Source organism: Streptomyces sp. NPDC002817 (assembly GCF_053592055.1).
The window spans coordinates 48,298-62,772 of sequence record NZ_JBSFUY010000006.1 but is presented as its reverse complement, the minus strand read 5'-3'; the positions used below and the strand labels follow the sequence as shown (position 1 = coordinate 62,772).

General features: G+C 71.2%; 17 protein-coding genes. 6 read left to right on the top strand and 11 right to left on the bottom strand.

Annotated elements, in window-relative coordinates; all coding sequences use genetic code 11:
* Positions 1 to 1,182, bottom strand: a complete 1,182-nt coding sequence (locus tag ACWD3I_RS13745) for an FAD-dependent monooxygenase (protein WP_365407627.1) — start codon at positions 1,180 to 1,182, stop codon at positions 1 to 3.
* A 74-nt stretch (positions 1,183 to 1,256) separates the two neighbouring features.
* On the opposite strand from ACWD3I_RS13745, the gene ACWD3I_RS13740 reads away from it, so the two are divergent.
* From ACWD3I_RS13740 to ACWD3I_RS13730, 3 genes are all read left to right on the top strand, one after another.
* Positions 1,257 to 1,853 (top strand): TetR/AcrR family transcriptional regulator, encoded by a 597-nt coding sequence (locus ACWD3I_RS13740; RefSeq protein ID WP_365407630.1) that lies wholly within the window; start codon positions 1,257 to 1,259, stop codon positions 1,851 to 1,853.
* A gap of 41 nt (positions 1,854 to 1,894) precedes the next feature.
* On the top strand, positions 1,895 to 2,407 hold the full coding sequence (locus ACWD3I_RS13735; RefSeq protein WP_365407633.1) for a DinB family protein: 513 nt from the start codon (positions 1,895 to 1,897) through the stop codon (positions 2,405 to 2,407).
* Positions 2,408 to 2,519: 112 nt separating this feature from the next.
* Positions 2,520 to 3,005, top strand: coding sequence for a hypothetical protein (locus tag ACWD3I_RS13730; RefSeq protein ID WP_365407636.1), 486 nt, complete (start codon positions 2,520 to 2,522; stop codon positions 3,003 to 3,005).
* A 358-nt stretch (positions 3,006 to 3,363) separates the two neighbouring features.
* On the opposite strand, the gene ACWD3I_RS13725 is transcribed toward ACWD3I_RS13730, so the two are convergent.
* From ACWD3I_RS13725 to ACWD3I_RS13695, 7 genes are all read right to left on the bottom strand, one after another.
* Positions 3,364 to 3,885, bottom strand: a complete 522-nt coding sequence (locus ACWD3I_RS13725; RefSeq protein WP_365407639.1) for a hypothetical protein — start codon at positions 3,883 to 3,885, stop codon at positions 3,364 to 3,366.
* A 111-nt stretch (positions 3,886 to 3,996) separates the two neighbouring features.
* Positions 3,997 to 4,680 carry a uracil-DNA glycosylase gene (locus tag ACWD3I_RS13720; RefSeq protein ID WP_365407642.1) on the bottom strand — a complete coding sequence of 228 codons (684 nt, stop codon included), beginning with the start codon at positions 4,678 to 4,680 and terminating at the stop codon, positions 3,997 to 3,999.
* Between the two features lie 89 nt (positions 4,681 to 4,769).
* The gene (locus ACWD3I_RS13715) at positions 4,770 to 6,353 is read right to left on the bottom strand and encodes an ABC transporter substrate-binding protein (RefSeq protein WP_365407645.1); all 1,584 of its coding nucleotides are present in this window, start codon (positions 6,351 to 6,353) and stop codon (positions 4,770 to 4,772) included.
* A gap of 192 nt (positions 6,354 to 6,545) precedes the next feature.
* Positions 6,546 to 7,307, bottom strand: coding sequence for an SDR family oxidoreductase (locus ACWD3I_RS13710; RefSeq protein ID WP_046258652.1), 762 nt, complete (start codon positions 7,305 to 7,307; stop codon positions 6,546 to 6,548).
* 11 nt (positions 7,308 to 7,318) lie between these two features.
* Entirely contained in the window at positions 7,319 to 8,080 is a 762-nt protein-coding gene (gene fabG, locus ACWD3I_RS13705; protein ID WP_365407650.1) for a 3-oxoacyl-ACP reductase FabG, read from the bottom strand.
* A 125-nt stretch (positions 8,081 to 8,205) separates the two neighbouring features.
* A complete protein-coding gene (locus ACWD3I_RS13700) occupies positions 8,206 to 8,622 on the bottom strand; it encodes a DUF3037 domain-containing protein (RefSeq protein ID WP_365407653.1) in 417 nt (138 codons plus the stop codon).
* On the bottom strand, positions 8,619 to 9,383 hold the full coding sequence (locus tag ACWD3I_RS13695) for a HipA family kinase (RefSeq protein WP_365407656.1): 765 nt from the start codon (positions 9,381 to 9,383) through the stop codon (positions 8,619 to 8,621). The genes ACWD3I_RS13700 and ACWD3I_RS13695 overlap by 4 nt, the downstream gene beginning before the upstream one ends.
* Before the next feature lie 93 nt (positions 9,384 to 9,476).
* On the opposite strand from ACWD3I_RS13695, the gene ACWD3I_RS13690 reads away from it, so the two are divergent.
* Positions 9,477 to 9,896: a Rieske (2Fe-2S) protein gene (locus ACWD3I_RS13690; RefSeq protein ID WP_365407659.1), complete on the top strand. Its 420-nt coding sequence runs from the start codon at positions 9,477 to 9,479 to the stop codon at positions 9,894 to 9,896.
* Here ACWD3I_RS13690 and ACWD3I_RS13685 read toward each other — a convergent pair.
* Entirely contained in the window at positions 9,862 to 10,515 is a 654-nt protein-coding gene (locus ACWD3I_RS13685; protein WP_365407662.1) for a cysteine hydrolase, read from the bottom strand. The genes ACWD3I_RS13690 and ACWD3I_RS13685 overlap by 35 nt on opposite strands.
* Before the next feature lie 139 nt (positions 10,516 to 10,654).
* On the opposite strand from ACWD3I_RS13685, the gene ACWD3I_RS13680 reads away from it, so the two are divergent.
* Positions 10,655 to 11,122 (top strand): pyridoxamine 5'-phosphate oxidase family protein, encoded by a 468-nt coding sequence (locus ACWD3I_RS13680; RefSeq protein ID WP_365407665.1) that lies wholly within the window; start codon positions 10,655 to 10,657, stop codon positions 11,120 to 11,122.
* A gap of 6 nt (positions 11,123 to 11,128) precedes the next feature.
* Here the strand turns inward: ACWD3I_RS13680 and ACWD3I_RS13675 are convergent, their stop codons facing one another.
* Positions 11,129 to 12,031: a LysR family transcriptional regulator gene (locus ACWD3I_RS13675; protein WP_365407668.1), complete on the bottom strand. Its 903-nt coding sequence runs from the start codon at positions 12,029 to 12,031 to the stop codon at positions 11,129 to 11,131.
* Between the two features lie 74 nt (positions 12,032 to 12,105).
* On the opposite strand from ACWD3I_RS13675, the gene ACWD3I_RS13670 reads away from it, so the two are divergent.
* Positions 12,106 to 13,104, top strand: coding sequence for a DMT family transporter (locus ACWD3I_RS13670; RefSeq protein ID WP_365407672.1), 999 nt, complete (start codon positions 12,106 to 12,108; stop codon positions 13,102 to 13,104).
* Here ACWD3I_RS13670 and ACWD3I_RS13665 read toward each other — a convergent pair.
* Entirely contained in the window at positions 13,101 to 14,432 is a 1,332-nt protein-coding gene (locus ACWD3I_RS13665; RefSeq protein WP_365407675.1) for an aminotransferase class I/II-fold pyridoxal phosphate-dependent enzyme, read from the bottom strand. The genes ACWD3I_RS13670 and ACWD3I_RS13665 overlap by 4 nt on opposite strands.
* Positions 14,433 to 14,475: the final 43 nt, after the last annotated feature.

Genomic DNA, 14,475 nt, shown 5'->3' with positions numbered 1-14,475 from the left:
CTACCGCTTGCCCGCCTCTGACACGACCGAAGCATACGGCGGCTGCGGCGGCCGCCAGTCGGCGATGCCGTCGAATCCGCGCAGGAAGAGGGCCGGGCCGGCGAGGGAGAGTGCGGCGATCGCGGAGTTGCGTACGGCCATGAGGGCGCGGTTCGGCGTCATGTTGAGGCGTCCGATCCTGACAGCCTGGCGGGCCATGGCGGTCGTACGGGGAAGGCGTGCCGCCGAATAGGCGGCCAGGTCGTCCGCGTGGTGTGCCAGAACGACCGCGTCCTCGATCGCCTGGTTGCCGCCCTGGCCGAGGGTCGGGGGCATGGCGTGCGCGGCATCGCCGAGGAGGGCGACCCGGCCGCGGTGGAAGGCGGGCAGGGGTTCGGCGATGTGGTGGACGTCGTGGCGCAGGACGTCCTCGGGGCGGGCGGCGGCGAGCACCGCGGGGATGGGGTCGTGCCAGTCGCCGTAGCGGCGGACGAGTTCGGCCCTCTCGTCCGGGGCCCGCTCCCCCGCGGGCGCCAGGGCGGCGGCGTACGCGTAGACCCGGCCGTCCTTGAGCGGGTGGGTGCCCCAGATGCGGCCCCGGCCCCAGGTCTCGTGCGAGGCGAACTCCGTGGCGGGCACGGGGATCACCACACGCCAGGTGGTGAATCCGGAGTAGACGGCGCCGGGGTGGTCCGGGAACAGCGTGGCGCGTACGGCGGAGCGGACGCCGTCGGCGGCGACGACGAGATCGGCCTCCAGCTCGCCGTCGGGCGTCCGCACGCGGGCCGGGCGGCGGGCGTCGCCGGGGTCGACGAGGGTGCTCTCCGCTGCCGTGCGGATGGCGTCCGGGGGGAGCACTGCGGCCAGGCTGTTGATGAGGGTGGCCCGGTGCAGCAGCACGAGCGGGTCGCCGAAGCGCTCGGCCGCGGCGGCGGCGCTGGAACGGGAGAGCCAGCGCCCGCCGGGGGTGCGCAGGCCGCCGTCACCCGTCCAGGCGGCGAGGTCGCGGATCTCGTCGCCGATACCGATGACGTCCAGGGCGCGCAGGGAGTTGGGGGCCAGGGAGATCGCGGCACCGACCGGCTCCAGGGAGCGGGCCCGCTCCAGGACGGTGACCTGCCGGCCGCTCAGATGCAGTGCGGCGGCCGCGGCCAGGCCGCCTATGCCGCCGCCGATGACGACTACGCGCCGGGTCTGTGTCATGACCACTCCTCACTACAGATGTAGTTCCGCATCGACCGTACTACAGCTGTAGTGCGCCGGGTAGATTGAGCTCCATGCCCGTACGCACCGAACCGGCCCCGGCCTCCCGTACCGACCTCGTCGCCGACACCGCGCTCGCGCTGCTCGCCGAGCGCGGAATGCGGGGGCTCACCCACCGGGCCGTCGACGAGGTGGCCGCGCTGCCCCAGGGCTCCACGTCGAATCTCGCCCGTACCCGACAGGCGCTGCTGGAGCTGGCGGTGCGCCGGCTGGCCGACCGCGAGGCGAAGGTGCTGGCGCTCGACGAGATGCCGGACCCGCAGGCCGGCCTCCCCGCGTTGGTGGAGGCCCTGGCTCTGGCGACGCACCGCGCCCTCACCCACCACCGCGAACTGACCCTCGCCCGCTACGAACTGGCCCTGGAGGCCACGCGCCGCCCTGAGCTGCGGGCCTACTTCGACGCCACCGGCGCCCGCTTCCGGGACCAGCTCGCCGTCCTCGTCACGGCCATGGGCTCCACCGAACCGGACCGGCATGTGCTGTCCCTGGTGGCCTGGGCGGACGGTCTGATGTTCTCCTGCGTGGCCGGGTCGTTCAGTACGCGGGTGCCGGGGCCGGAGGAGGTGCGGGCGGGGCTGCGGGAACTGCTCGACGGGATGCTCGGCACCTGAAATGCGTGGCCGGACCTGGTGGATTGGGACACGATGCGGGCATGACGACGCAGCGAAGTGAACCCGCGACCGACGCCGACGAGCGGACCATGCTGGAGGGTTGGCTCGACTACCACCGGCAGACCCTGGCCTGGAAGTGCGAGGGCCTGACCGACGCCCAGCTCAGGACCGCCGCCGTGGAGCCCTCCGAGCTGTCCCTGATGGGGCTGGTGCGGCATCTGGCGGAGTGCGAGCGGGGCTGGTTCCGCAAGGTGCTGGCCGACGACGATCAGGGGCCGCTCTACTACAGCGACGAGGACCCGGACGGCGAGTTCCATCTCACCGAGGCGGACACCTGGGAGGAGGCCCAGGCCACCTGGCAGGCCGAGATCGAGGTCGCCCGGCGCAACGCGGCCGGCTTCGGGCTGGACGACCTGTCCGCGGGCAAGCACCGGCGCACCGGCGAGCGCTTCAACCTGCGGTGGATCTACACCCACATGATCGAGGAGTACGCCCGCCACAACGGCCACGCCGACCTGATCCGCGAGCGCCTCGACGGTGCGACCGGCGACTGACGTCACCCTCGCGCAGGGCCCGCCCTCCGTACGGGGCCGGAGATCACCCGTGCGGGGCAACCTCCGCTTGTCCGGTGTCCCAAAGCCGGCGCGACCCAGCAGAGTTGCGCGGGTGCATCGAACGACGACGACCGCAACGCTCCTGGTCACCGTGGCCGTCTCGGCCCTCTCCGGCTGTGTGACCGTCCAGCACCCATCCGTCGCCCCGGGGCCGCCGGTGGTGCCGTCCCAGCCGGCGGCGCCCCGGCCCGACGGCCGGGCGGAGCCGCAGGTCGTGCAGGCACCGGCCCAGGAGGCCCTGCAACTGATCGAGTCGTCCCGCAAGTCGAGACGGAGTGCGCCCCGGCCGAAGGAGGCACCCCCCTCCTCGGCCGCCGCACCGGCGCCCGGGCAACAGGCGCCGCGCTCACAGCCGCACGCCCGGCCGGCCCATCCCCAGCCCGGACACCCCGAGGCCCCGCGGCCGCACGTCGGGATTCCCGACGTCGCCGCCCAGGTCCCGAAGAACCCTGACGTCTGCAAACTCGGCAAGCAGTACGGCGGGTGGCGCAAGGACAGCCCGGAAGCGGTGATCTGCGAGCGGACGTACGGGCGCTAGCCGGTGCTGCGGAGCGGGCGTGAGCCGAGGCCACGTGGCGGGCATGAGCCGAGGCCACGTGGCGGGCATGAGCCGAGGCCACGTGGCGGGCGTCTACCAGACCTGAGCGGCCGGCGTCCGTCACACACGCGCGCGGCGGGCATCTGCCGAGCCACCCGACGGTGCCGGCCGCGGCGCCCCGGGCGCCGGGTGAACCGCCGCAAGGTGCCGAGCGAGAAGCCGCGGAATGCCGAGCGAGACACCGCAAGGCGCCGCGAGATGCCGGGCAAGGCGCCACAAGGATTCCGGACCGAGAGCCGCCGGGTGTCAGCCGGTCGGACTGCCGCCGCACCGGCCGCGCCGCCCGGCCTCCGCCGCCTCAGGGCCGCTGCCGCGGCGGTCCCCACCCTCCGGTGGCGGAGGAACCGTCTTCCCCGAGCCGCAGCTCCAGTCGGCTGATCGCCGCCCGTACCCCGTCCCCGTAGCTGTCGTCGGCGAGTGATTCCGCCGCCCGTCGCGCCCGGCGCAGATGCGTGCGCGCGGCGTCGGGGCGGCCGAGCTTCACATAGTCGGCCGCCAGGTTCAGATGCAGCGAGGGGTACAGCGCCCTGACCGCGAGCTCGCTCTCATGCTCGGCGAGACGATCGTCCGTGAGTTCCTCGGCAGCCGTCAACGCCCTCAGGTCCCACGCGAGTTCGTCCGAGGGGTCGTCGTGGGCGTCGGCCATGTAATGGGCGAGGGTGCAGCGGTGCAGCGGGTCGCCGTCCTCGCCGATCTCCGCCCACAGGTCCAGGAAGCGGTGCCGGGCCTCCTCGCGGTCCCCCGCGTGATGCAGCATGACGACCTGCCCGATCCGCGTCATCACGGCATCGGGCGCCGTCTGCTCCTGTCGCTCCGCCACCGCGTCCTCCGGGCACTCGTCGGTCAATACCACCCGACGCTAACGGCCCCCACCGACAATCCCGGTCAGGCGGCACCGGGCCGGCCCGACGAGGAACCGGCCCGGCGGCAGTCAGCCCAGGTTCGGGATCGTCCAGTCGATCGCCTCGTGGCCCTGGAGCGCCACGGCCTCGTTGATCTGCGTGAACGGACGGGAGCCGAAGAACTTCTTCGCCGACAGCGGCGAGGGGTGCGCGCCCTTGACCACGATGTGACGGCCCTCGTCGATCAGCGGGAGCTTCTTCTGGGCGTAGTTGCCCCACAGCACGAAGACCGCCGGGTCGGGCCGGTCGGCCACCGCGCGGATGACCGCGTCGGTGAACTTCTCCCAGCCCTTGGCCTTGTGCGAGTTCGCCTCGCCGGCCCGGACGGTGAGCACCGCGTTGAGCAGCAGGACACCCTGCTCGGCCCACGGCAGCAGATAGCCGTTGTCCGGGATCGGTGTGCCCAGCTCCTCCTTCATCTCCTTGTAGATGTTGCGGAGCGAGGGCGGGGTCTTCACCCCGGGGCGCACCGAGAAGCACAGGCCGTGGCCCTGGCCCTCGCCGTGGTACGGGTCCTGACCGAGGATCAGGACCTTCACCTTGTCGTACGGCGTCGCGTCCAGCGCGGCGAAGACCTCCTCGCGCGGCGGATAGACGGGACCCTTCGCCCGCTCCTCCTCGACGAACTCGGTCAGCTCCTTGAAATAGGGCTGCTGGAGCTCGTCGCCCAGGACCTCGCGCCAGGACTCGGGCAGCATGGCGATGTCGGTCACGTCAACGTCCTTATGTCGTGCGGTCACTTCAGGTCTCAGAACCTACAGGCGACCACTGACAACGCACTCCACTCCCCTGGAACGCGGGACTACCAGCTGGTCTTCCGGTACAGCTCCCACATCGTCATCATGGTCGCCGGGTCGATGACGTTCTCCAGACCGCCGACCTCCTCGTCCGCGGCCACGTACTGCTTGCCCTGCCACAGCGGCAGCAGCCGTGCGTCGTCCACGAGGATCTGCTGAGCGTCCTCGATCTGCCGGGTCACCGCCCCGCGGTCGCTCTCCGCGCGCGACTCCGGCAGCAGCTTGCCGGTGATCTCGGGGGCGTCGTACGGGGTGCCGAGCGCGTTCTGCTCACCCACGAAGGGTGCGATGAAGTTGTCGGCGTCGTTGAAGTCGGGGAACCAACCGCGCCCGAACACCGGGTACTCGCCCTTCTGGTAGCCCTCGACGTAGGTCTTCCACGGGCGGCTCTTGAGAGTGATCGTGAACAGGCCGGAGGCCTCCAGCTGCTTCTTCAGCTCCTCGAAGGCGGGCTTGGTCGTCGAGCCGTAGCGGTCGGTGGCGTACCAGAGGGTCAGCGGGACCTGCTCGGTGATCCCCGCCTGCGTGAGGAGCCGCTTGGCCTTGGCCACGCTGGGGCTTCCGAAGTCGTCGAAGAAGCCCGTGGTGTGGCCGGTGAGTCCGGCCGGGACCATCGAGTACAGCGGCTGGACGGTGTCCTTGTAGACCTTGTGCACGAGCGCCGCGCGGTCGACTATCTGGGCGACGGCCTTGCGGACCGCGGGCTTCGCGGCCCACGGGTCGCTGGGGTTGAACACCAGGTAACTGATCTCGGAGGTGGCGTTCTCGACGAGCTGGAGCCCCTCCTTGCGCTGGTTCTCCTCGATGTCCACGGTGTCGGAGGCGGCGAGACCGCGGTAGACGACCGAGATCTCCTTGTTCCTGAGGGCGTCGACCATGTCGTCCGACTGCTGGAAGTAGCGGATGGTGACGGCGCTGTTCTGGAGATCCGCTATGCCCTTGTAGTTGTCGTTGCTGACGAGTTCGGCCTTCTTGCCCTCGTCGTAGGCGTCGAGGGTGTAGGGCCCCGAGCCGCTGACCTTGCCGTCCTTGCGGATCTCGGCCGCGGAGTACTCCTCGGGGTCCACGATCGACATGGCGGGCGTGGTGAGCACCAGGGGGAAAGTGGCGTCGGGCTGGCTGAGATGGAAGACGACCTCGAGATCGCTCTTCACCTGCACCCGGGAGAGAGTGCCCAAGAGGCCCGCGGGGCCGCCGTTGACGTTGATCTTCTTGATCCGGTCGATCGAGTACTTGACGGCCTTGGCGTCCAGTGTGTGCCCGTTGGAGAACTTCAGGCCCTCGCGCAGCGTGCAGCTGTACTCGGTGCTCGACGTGTCCGTGAACTCGCAGCTCTCGGCGGCGTCGGGCTCGGGGTCGGTGCCACCGGGGGAATAGTTCAGGAGCGTCTGATAGACGTTGCGGAACAGCTCCCAGGAGTTGTCCCAGGAGGCCGCGGGGTCCAGCGTGGCCGGGGCACTGGTGGTACCGACGACGATCGGGTCCCCGCCATCGGAGGAGTCCGAGGAGAACACACCACATCCGGCCACCAGCGACGATATGGATGCGATGGCTGCCATCCGCCAAAGGCCTCTGATCCGGTTGAACACGCGCACGCTCCTCGAGCTGCCATACCAAGGGTTGGCAGACCATACCGCAGCTTTACTCGGCCTGAACCGGGCCCTCCGGCATGTTCGTGGCCGGTACTGCTGTGGCGGCATTGTCAGAGGTCTGTGCGGGTCTTGTACATGGACACGGGCGCCACTGGTGTCCAGTGGCGCCCGTGATGCGTGCGGGGTCGGTCAGCCGACCCCGGCGTTGAGGAAGATGCCGCCGTCGACGACGAGCGTCTGGCCGGTGATCCAGTCGGACTGCGCGGAGGTCAGGAACGCCGCGGCGCCGCCGATGTCGGAGGGCACACCGAGCCGGCCCAGCGGGTAGGACGCGGCGGCCTCGGCCTCCCGGCCCTCGTACAGCGCCTGCGCGAACTTGGTCTTCACGACGGCCGGGGCGATCGCGTTGACCCGCACCTTGGGCGCGAACTCGTGCGCGAGCTGCGCGGTCAGGTTGATCATGGCGGCCTTGCTGACGCCGTACGCGGCGATGAAGGGCGAGGGCGCGACGCCCGCGACGGAGGCGATGTTGACGATCGCGCCGCCGTTGTCCTTCTGCCAGGCGTGCCAGGTCTTCTGCGCGAAGCCGAGCGCCGAGATCACGTTGGTCTCGAACACCTTGCGGGCCACGTTCAGGTCGAGGTCGGCGATCGGCCCGAACACCGGGTTGGTACCGGCGTTGTTGACCAGGTAGTCCACGCGGCCGAAAGCCTCCATGGCACGCGCGACGGCGACGGCCTGGTGCTCCTCGTCGTGGGCCTTGCCGGCGACGCCGACGACCCGGTCGGCGCCGAGCTGCTCGACGGCCTCCTTCAGGGCGTCCTCGTTGCGGCCGGTGATGATCACGCGGTCGCCCCGGGCGACGAACGCCTCGGCGACGCCGTAGCCGATACCGCGGCTGGCGCCCGTGACGAGGGCGACCTTGCCGGAGAGCTCAGGAAGTTCAGTCATGTCCGTGATCCCTAGTCGAGCGGTCCGCCGGCCACGTACAGCACCTGGCCGGAGACGAAGCCGGCGGCCTCGTCGGTGAAGAAGGCGATCGCGTTGGCGATGTCCTCGGGGTAGCCGACACGGGCGACGGGGATCTGGGTGGCGGCCGCGGCCTTGAACTCCTCGAAGCCCATGCCGACGCGGGCCGCGGTGGCGGCGGTCATGTCGGTGGCGATGAAGCCGGGGGCGACGGCGTTGGCGGTGATGCCGAACTTGCCGAGCTCGATGGCGAGGGTCTTGGTGAAGCCCTGGAGGCCTGCCTTGGCCGCGGAGTAGTTGGCCTGGCCGCGGTTGCCGAGCGCCGAGGAGGAGGACAGGTTGACCACGCGGCCGAAGCCGGCGTCGACCATGTGCTTCTGGACGGCCTTCGTCATCAGGAAGGAGCCGCGCAGGTGGACGCCGAGGACGGTGTCCCAGTCCGCGACGCTCATCTTGAACAGCAGGTTGTCGCGGAGCACGCCCGCGTTGTTGACGAGGATCGTCGGGGCGCCGAGCTCGGCGACGACCCGGGCGACGGCCGCCTCGACCTGGGCCTCGTCGGAGACGTCCGCGCCGACCGCGATCGCCTTGCCGCCCGCCGCGGTGATCTTCTCGACGGTGTCCTTGCAGGCGGCCTCGTCGAGGTCGATCACGGCGACCGCGCGGCCCTCGGCGGCCAGTCGTACGGCGGTGGCGGCGCCGATGCCCCGCGCTCCGCCGGTGACCACGGCGACCCGCTGCTCAGTGGTGGACATTGCTGGTTCTCCTCGCCCTCGAGAAGGACGCCCATCTGGTGAGCGACCGCTTAGTACCTTCAGCAGACGTGACGCTAGAAGCCCTGGCACCCGGTGTCAACGTCACATGAGCCGAGTGTGATCCATTACCTCACCAGGAGGTTGAGCAGGCGCTCCGGCTCGGCCGTCGGATCGGCGGTGAGTCCGGTGTGCACGGGGCCGGGCTGGACAACCGTCGAGCGGGGCGCGATCAGCCAGCGGAAGCGCCGCCCGGCGTCGTCGGACGCGGCCTGACCCGCCTCCTCGCCACCCGCGCACACGCTCTCGACGGCACGCAGTGCGGCCCGCACGCCGGCCACGTCCGCGTCCGGGTCGAGAATCAGCAGCTTGGCCTCGTCGAGGTGGGTGCGGACACCGACGTAGGCCTTGGCACGGCAGTACACGAGCACCCCGGCGTTGATGCACTCGCCGCGCTCGATGCGGGGGACGACCCTCAGCAGCGCGTACTCGTAGACGTCCCGGTCGTTGCGCTCGCTCCCCCGGATGATGTGGCGCTCGGTCACGTGGTTCCCTCGATGCCGTTGATGCGGTCGTGGATGACGGCGGCACGGGCGTGCAGCGGGCGGGCGTAGGCGCGGCGGAGGTCGTCCGGGGTGTCGAAGCCGGGTTCGTCGGCCAGCCAGACGTCCGGGATCTCGGCGGTGACCTCGGCGAGGAGGTCCTCGGTGACGAGGGGCGCCAGGTGTGCGGCGGCGGCCTCGACGTCCGGCCCGAAGCGTGCGAGGGCGTGGTCGGAGGCGTCGTACGGGCGGGCCGCGGAGGCCTCGGCGCCGGGCCAGTTGTGGTGCCAGATCATGGTCGCGCCGTGGTCGATGAGCCACAGATCGCCGTGCCACATCAGCAGGTTGGGGTTGCGCCAGGAACGGTCGACGTTGTTGACCAGCGCGTCGAACCAGACGATCCGGCCGGCCTCCTCCGGGTCCACCGTGAAGGCGAGCGGGTCGAAGCCGAGGGCGCCGGAGAGGAAGTCCATGCCGAGGTTGGCGCCGCCGCTGCCGCGGAGCAGGTCCTGCACCTGTTGTTCGGGTTCGCCGAGGCCGAGCACCGGGTCCAGGGCGAGCGTCACCAACCGGGGTACCCGGAAGCCGAGGCGGCGGGCGAGTTCACCGACGACGACCTCGGCGACGAGCGTCTTGCGGCCCTGCCCGGCGCCGGTGAACTTGATGACGTAGGTCCCGAGATCGTCGGCCTCGACGAGCCCCGGCAGCGAGCCGCCCTCACGCAGGGGCGTGATGAAGCGGGTCGCGATGGCTTCCTTGAGCATCGCCCCAGGTTACCGAGGGGTGTCTGAACAACGGGCACGCCGGGTCCGTACCCCTGGGCAGTTCACGAGATATCCGTGGAAGGGGACGTGACCATGTCCAGCGAATCGCTTCATCCCACCTCGGCACCGAGTCGGCGCACCGTCGTGGCGGCGGTGGGGGCGGCGGGGCTCGCCCTCACGCTGAACGCGTGCGGGTCGGACGACGACGGGTCCGACGCCGCCTCCGGCACCGCGCTAGCGAAGACGTCGGACATACCCGAGGGCGGCGGCAAGATCTTCAAGGACGCGGGCGTGGTGGTCACCCAGCCCGCGGCGGGCGAGTTCAAGGCCTTCTCTTCGAAGTGCACCCATCAGGGATGCGCGGTGACGGGGGTCTCCGACGGGGTCATCACCTGTCCGTGCCACAAGAGCGAGTTCTCGGTGAGCGACGGCAGCGTGAAGAAGGGGCCCGCCACCCAGCCGCTGCCCGAGCAGAAGATCACGGTGAGCGGCGACTCGATCGCGCTCGCGTGAGACAGGCCACCACGTCGGCCGTGGTCGCCAGGGTCGCCACCAGGGCGAGGGTGTTGCGGATCATCGCGGCGGTGTAGTCGGAGGGCACCCCGGCGATCGCGTCCGTCGGTACGACCACGGTGTAGCCGCGGTTGACCGCGTCGAACACGGCGTTGGGGATCGCCACGTTGGCGGAGACACCGGTGACGACGAGGGTGCGGCAGCCCAGGTTGCGCAGCAGGGGGTCGACGTCGGTGCCCTGGATCGGCGACAGCCCGTGCAGTCGTCGTACGACGAAGTCCTCCTCGGTGACCTCGATCGGGGCCGCGATCCGGACCGCGGTGGTGCCGGACAGCTGCTGGACGGGGAGCCGTTCGGCGGCGCGGAACAGTCGGGCGTTGCGGTTGGCGCCGCGGCCGTCGGGGCGGCGTTCGGCGAGGGCGTGGATCACCTGGATCCCGCTCTCGTGGGCGGCGGCCACCAGCCGGGCGACGTTGGCGAGGGCGCCCGACGACCGCGCCTCCTTGGCGAGTTCGGGCAGCGCGCTGTCCGGGCCCACGACACCCTGCTGGCACTCGACGGTGAGCAGGACCGTGGAGTGCGGTTCGAGGAGTTGGCTGAGCTGTTCGTTCGACGGCACGGTCGCCCCCTGGTCGCCGACGGTGGAGCCGGGAGCGTAACCACCATTGCGTGGGGACGGAAGACGCCGCATCCTTTTCTGACGTGATGTCAGAGGATCTCTCCTCTGGCACGACGTGGGAGAAGGAAGAGGGGGCCGCATGACCGTCACTCAGCGCCGGGGCCGGAAGATCATGATGACGCCGGGCGAGCTGGACGAGTTCCTCACCAGCCAGCGCACCTGCCGGGTCGCCACCGTGTCCACGGGCGGCGCCCCGCATGTCAGCACGCTCTGGTTCGCCTGGGACGGCACCTCGCTCTGGCTGTACTCGGTGGTGAAGAGCAAGCGCTGGACCGACCTGCGCCGCGATCCTCGGGTCGCGATAGTGGTCGACACCGGTGAGGAGTACGACGAGCTGCGCGGCGTCGAGCTGTCCGGGGCCGTGGACTTCGTGGGCGAGGCCCCGCGCGTCGGGGATCTGTACGCCGAACTCGACGTCCCCGAGACGCTGTTCGCGCGCAAGAACTTCAGGCTCGACGAGATGCCGCACGACGGACGGCATGCGTGGATGCGGCTGACGCCGGACAAGATCGTGTCCTGGGACTTCCGCAAGCTCGCTGTCCTGTAGGGCGGTTCAGCCGACGTTCGCCGCGGCCTCGCGCAGCGCCTCGACCGCCGCCCTGATCGACGGGCGGCGGTCGGCGTCCGCGCGCCAGACGACGTACACATGGCGCCGGACCCGCTGCTTGAGCGGGACGGTGACGACCCCGTCGGGCATCGGGTGCCGGCCCAGCAGCGGGGCGATGCAGATGCCCAACCCCGCGGCGACGAGCCCGAGTTGGGTGTGGGTCTCGGCGGCGCGGTGGCCGACGATGGGCTCGATGCCCTTGGAGCGCAGGGTGAACATCAGCCATTCGTGACAGAACTCGCCCTGCCCCCAGGTGATCCACTCGTCCCCGGCGAACTCGGCGAGGTCCACTTCGTCGCGGTCGGCGAGCCGGTGCCCGACCGGCATCGCGACATCCGCCGGGTCGTCCAGGACGGACGCCTTGACGAGGCCGTCCGGCAGCGGCATCGGCTTGTTGTACCAGTCCAGGACCACGGCGAGGTCGAGGTCGCCGCGGACCACCCCCGCGATACCGAGCTCGGGCTCCAGCTCGCACGAGCGGACCCGCAGTGCGGGGTGCTCCGCCTTGAGGGCGGCGAGTGCGGCGGGGAACAGTCCGCGCGCGGCGGTCGGGAACGCCGAGAGCCTCAACTCTCCGACGACCTGCCCGCGTTGGGCCTCCAGGTCGGACTGGGCGAGCTCGACCTGAGACAGAATGCGGGCCGCGTGCTCGGCGAGCAGCCGGCCGGCGTCCGTGAGCCGCACCCCCCGGCCGTTCTTGGCGAGGAGCTGCTGGCCGACCTCACGCTCCAGCTTGGACATCTGCTGCGAGACGGCCGAGGTCGTGATGTGCAGCCCCTCGGCGGCGCCGCTCACCGAGCCGTGCCGGGCGAGGGCGTCGAGGGTGCGCAGGCGCTCCAGGTTCAACATGTAAGCAATGCTACGAGATACCGGGGTGAAAATCTCGATTGTGCTACGCGATGTTCGGCGCCAGGGTGGTCCCCATGACCACCGCCATCCACACCCGGACCCGCACCCTCGACTGGCGTCTGCGCTTCGCGGCCCTCTCGCTGATCTGGGGCTTCAGCTTCCTGCTCATCAAGGTGGGCACCGAGGGGTACGCGCCCTTCCAGGTCACGCTGGGCCGGCTGCTGTTCGGGACGGCGGTACTGGCGACGGCGATGGCGGTGAAGCGGGAGCGGCTGCCGCGCGGGGCGCGCACCTGGGGCCATCTGACGGTGGCCGCGTTCCTGGTGAACGCCCTGCCCTTCTCGCTCTTCGCCTACGCGGAGCTGACGATCCCGTCCACGCTCGCGGGCATCTGCAACGCGACCTCGCCGCTGTGGGGCATGGTCCTGTCACTGGTCGCCCTGTCGGAGGACCGCCCGACCCGCACCCGGGTCGCCGGTCTCGGCCTCGGCTTCCTCGGCGTCCTGACGGTCCTGGGCGCCTGGCAGGGCTTCCACGGCCTGGACGCGCGAGGCACCGCGATGGCCCTGCTGGCCTCGCTGAGCTACCCGATCGGCTGGATCTACGTCCGCCGCACGCTGGCCGGCGGCGGTCATTCCCATCTCTCCATGACCGGCGCCCAGTTGTTGCTGGCGACACTGCAACTGGCGGTCGTGACACCGCTGTTCACCGACCTGCCCAGCCGCTTCGCCGTGACGCCCCTGCTGGCGATCGCCGCCCTGGGGGCCCTGGGGACGGGCCTGGCCCTCCTCATCCAGTACGGCCTGGTCGCGGAGGTCGGCCCCACGACCGCTCAGATGGTCACGTACTTCATCCCGGTCATCGCCACCGCCGCGGGCGTCGCGATCCTCGGCGAGTCGCTGAGCTGGTCGACACCGGTGGGAGCGGTGATCGTCCTGGCGGGGGCGGCTCTGACGCAGTTGCGCCACAGCGCCCCGTCAGGGGCGCGGGGCCGTGTCGTTGCGCGGCTCCGCCGCGGGGCACGACCGGCCCCCGCCGAGCCGCACCCCCATCACGACCTCGCGGCGCGCTAGGCATACCCCCGTACCGGCCCGGCCCCGACGGCCGCGGCGACGGCCTCCGCCAGCGACACCGCCTCCCTCTGCGTCAACGTCGACACCGTGACCCGGATCCCGGGACCCGCACCCATCCGGAAGCGGGCCCCGGGGGCCACCGCCCACCCCGCGTGCAGCAGCCGCGCCACCGCCCCGGTCTCGTCCGGCACCGGAATCCACACGTTCATGCCGCTGCGGCCGTGCGCGGCGATGCCGCGATCCGCCAGAGCCCCGATCAGCACGTCCCGCCGCCCGGCGTACGCCGCCGACACGGCCCTGGTGTCCACCGCACCCTCGGCCCACAGCCCCGCCAGGGCCCGCTGACCGATACGGCTGACCCAACCGGGCCCCACCCGCTGCCGTCCCCGCACCCGGTCGACCGTCACGGCGTCGCCGGTGAACACGGCCAACCGCAGATCCGGCCCGTACGCCTTGGCCGCCGACCGCACGAACACCCAGCTGTGAGTGACACCGGCCAAGGGATGCAGCGGCAGATCCACGATGCCGTGCCCGTGGTCGTCCTCGATGAGCAGCACCTGCGGGTACTCCTTCAGCACCGCCCGCAACGCCTTCGCCCGCCCCGCCGTCACCGCCGCCCCGGTCGGATTCTGCGCCCGGTCGGTCACGATCAGCGCCCGCGCCCCCGCTTCCAGCGCCCGACGCACATCGTCCGGGAGCGGCCCCTCGTCGTCGACGCGGACGGGAGCCGTGCGCAGCCCGACCGCCGGGACGAGGTCGAGCAGGCTGCCCCAGCCGGGATCCTCGACGGCGACGGTGTCGCCGGGCTTGAGGTGGACCGCGAGGACGCGCTCGACCACGTCGAGCGAGCCGGAGGCGACGTGGACAGGCCCGTCCGGGACCCCGTCGGCGTCCAGGCCGGCCCGGGCCAGGCGCGCCAGCTCCGGCTCGACGGCGGCGTCGCCGTACAGGACCGGCTCCCGGTCGTTCCGCTCGGCCGCCGCCGCGAACACCTTCGCCAGCGGTGGCAGCAGCCCCGGGTCCGGGTTGCCGTTCGCCACGTCGCGCACCCCCTCGGGCACATCCACCCGGACGGCCTCGCGCCCGGTCGTGGCCGGTCGGGGCCGCACCCTGCTGCCCCGGCGCCCGGCGGTCTCGATGACCCCGCGCTCCCGCAGGATCCGGTAGGCGGCCGCGACGGTATTGGGATTCACCTCCAGCTCGACCGCCAACTCCCTCATCGGCGGCAGCAGTTGACCCGGTTCCAGCTCGCCGGAGCCCACCGCTCGCTCGACGCTCGCCGCGATCTCAGCTGCGCGACGCCCTTGGATCTTGTATCCTCCTAGCACAAAGCAGATTATGCACTAGTGCAACATGGACCGCAAATGGAGA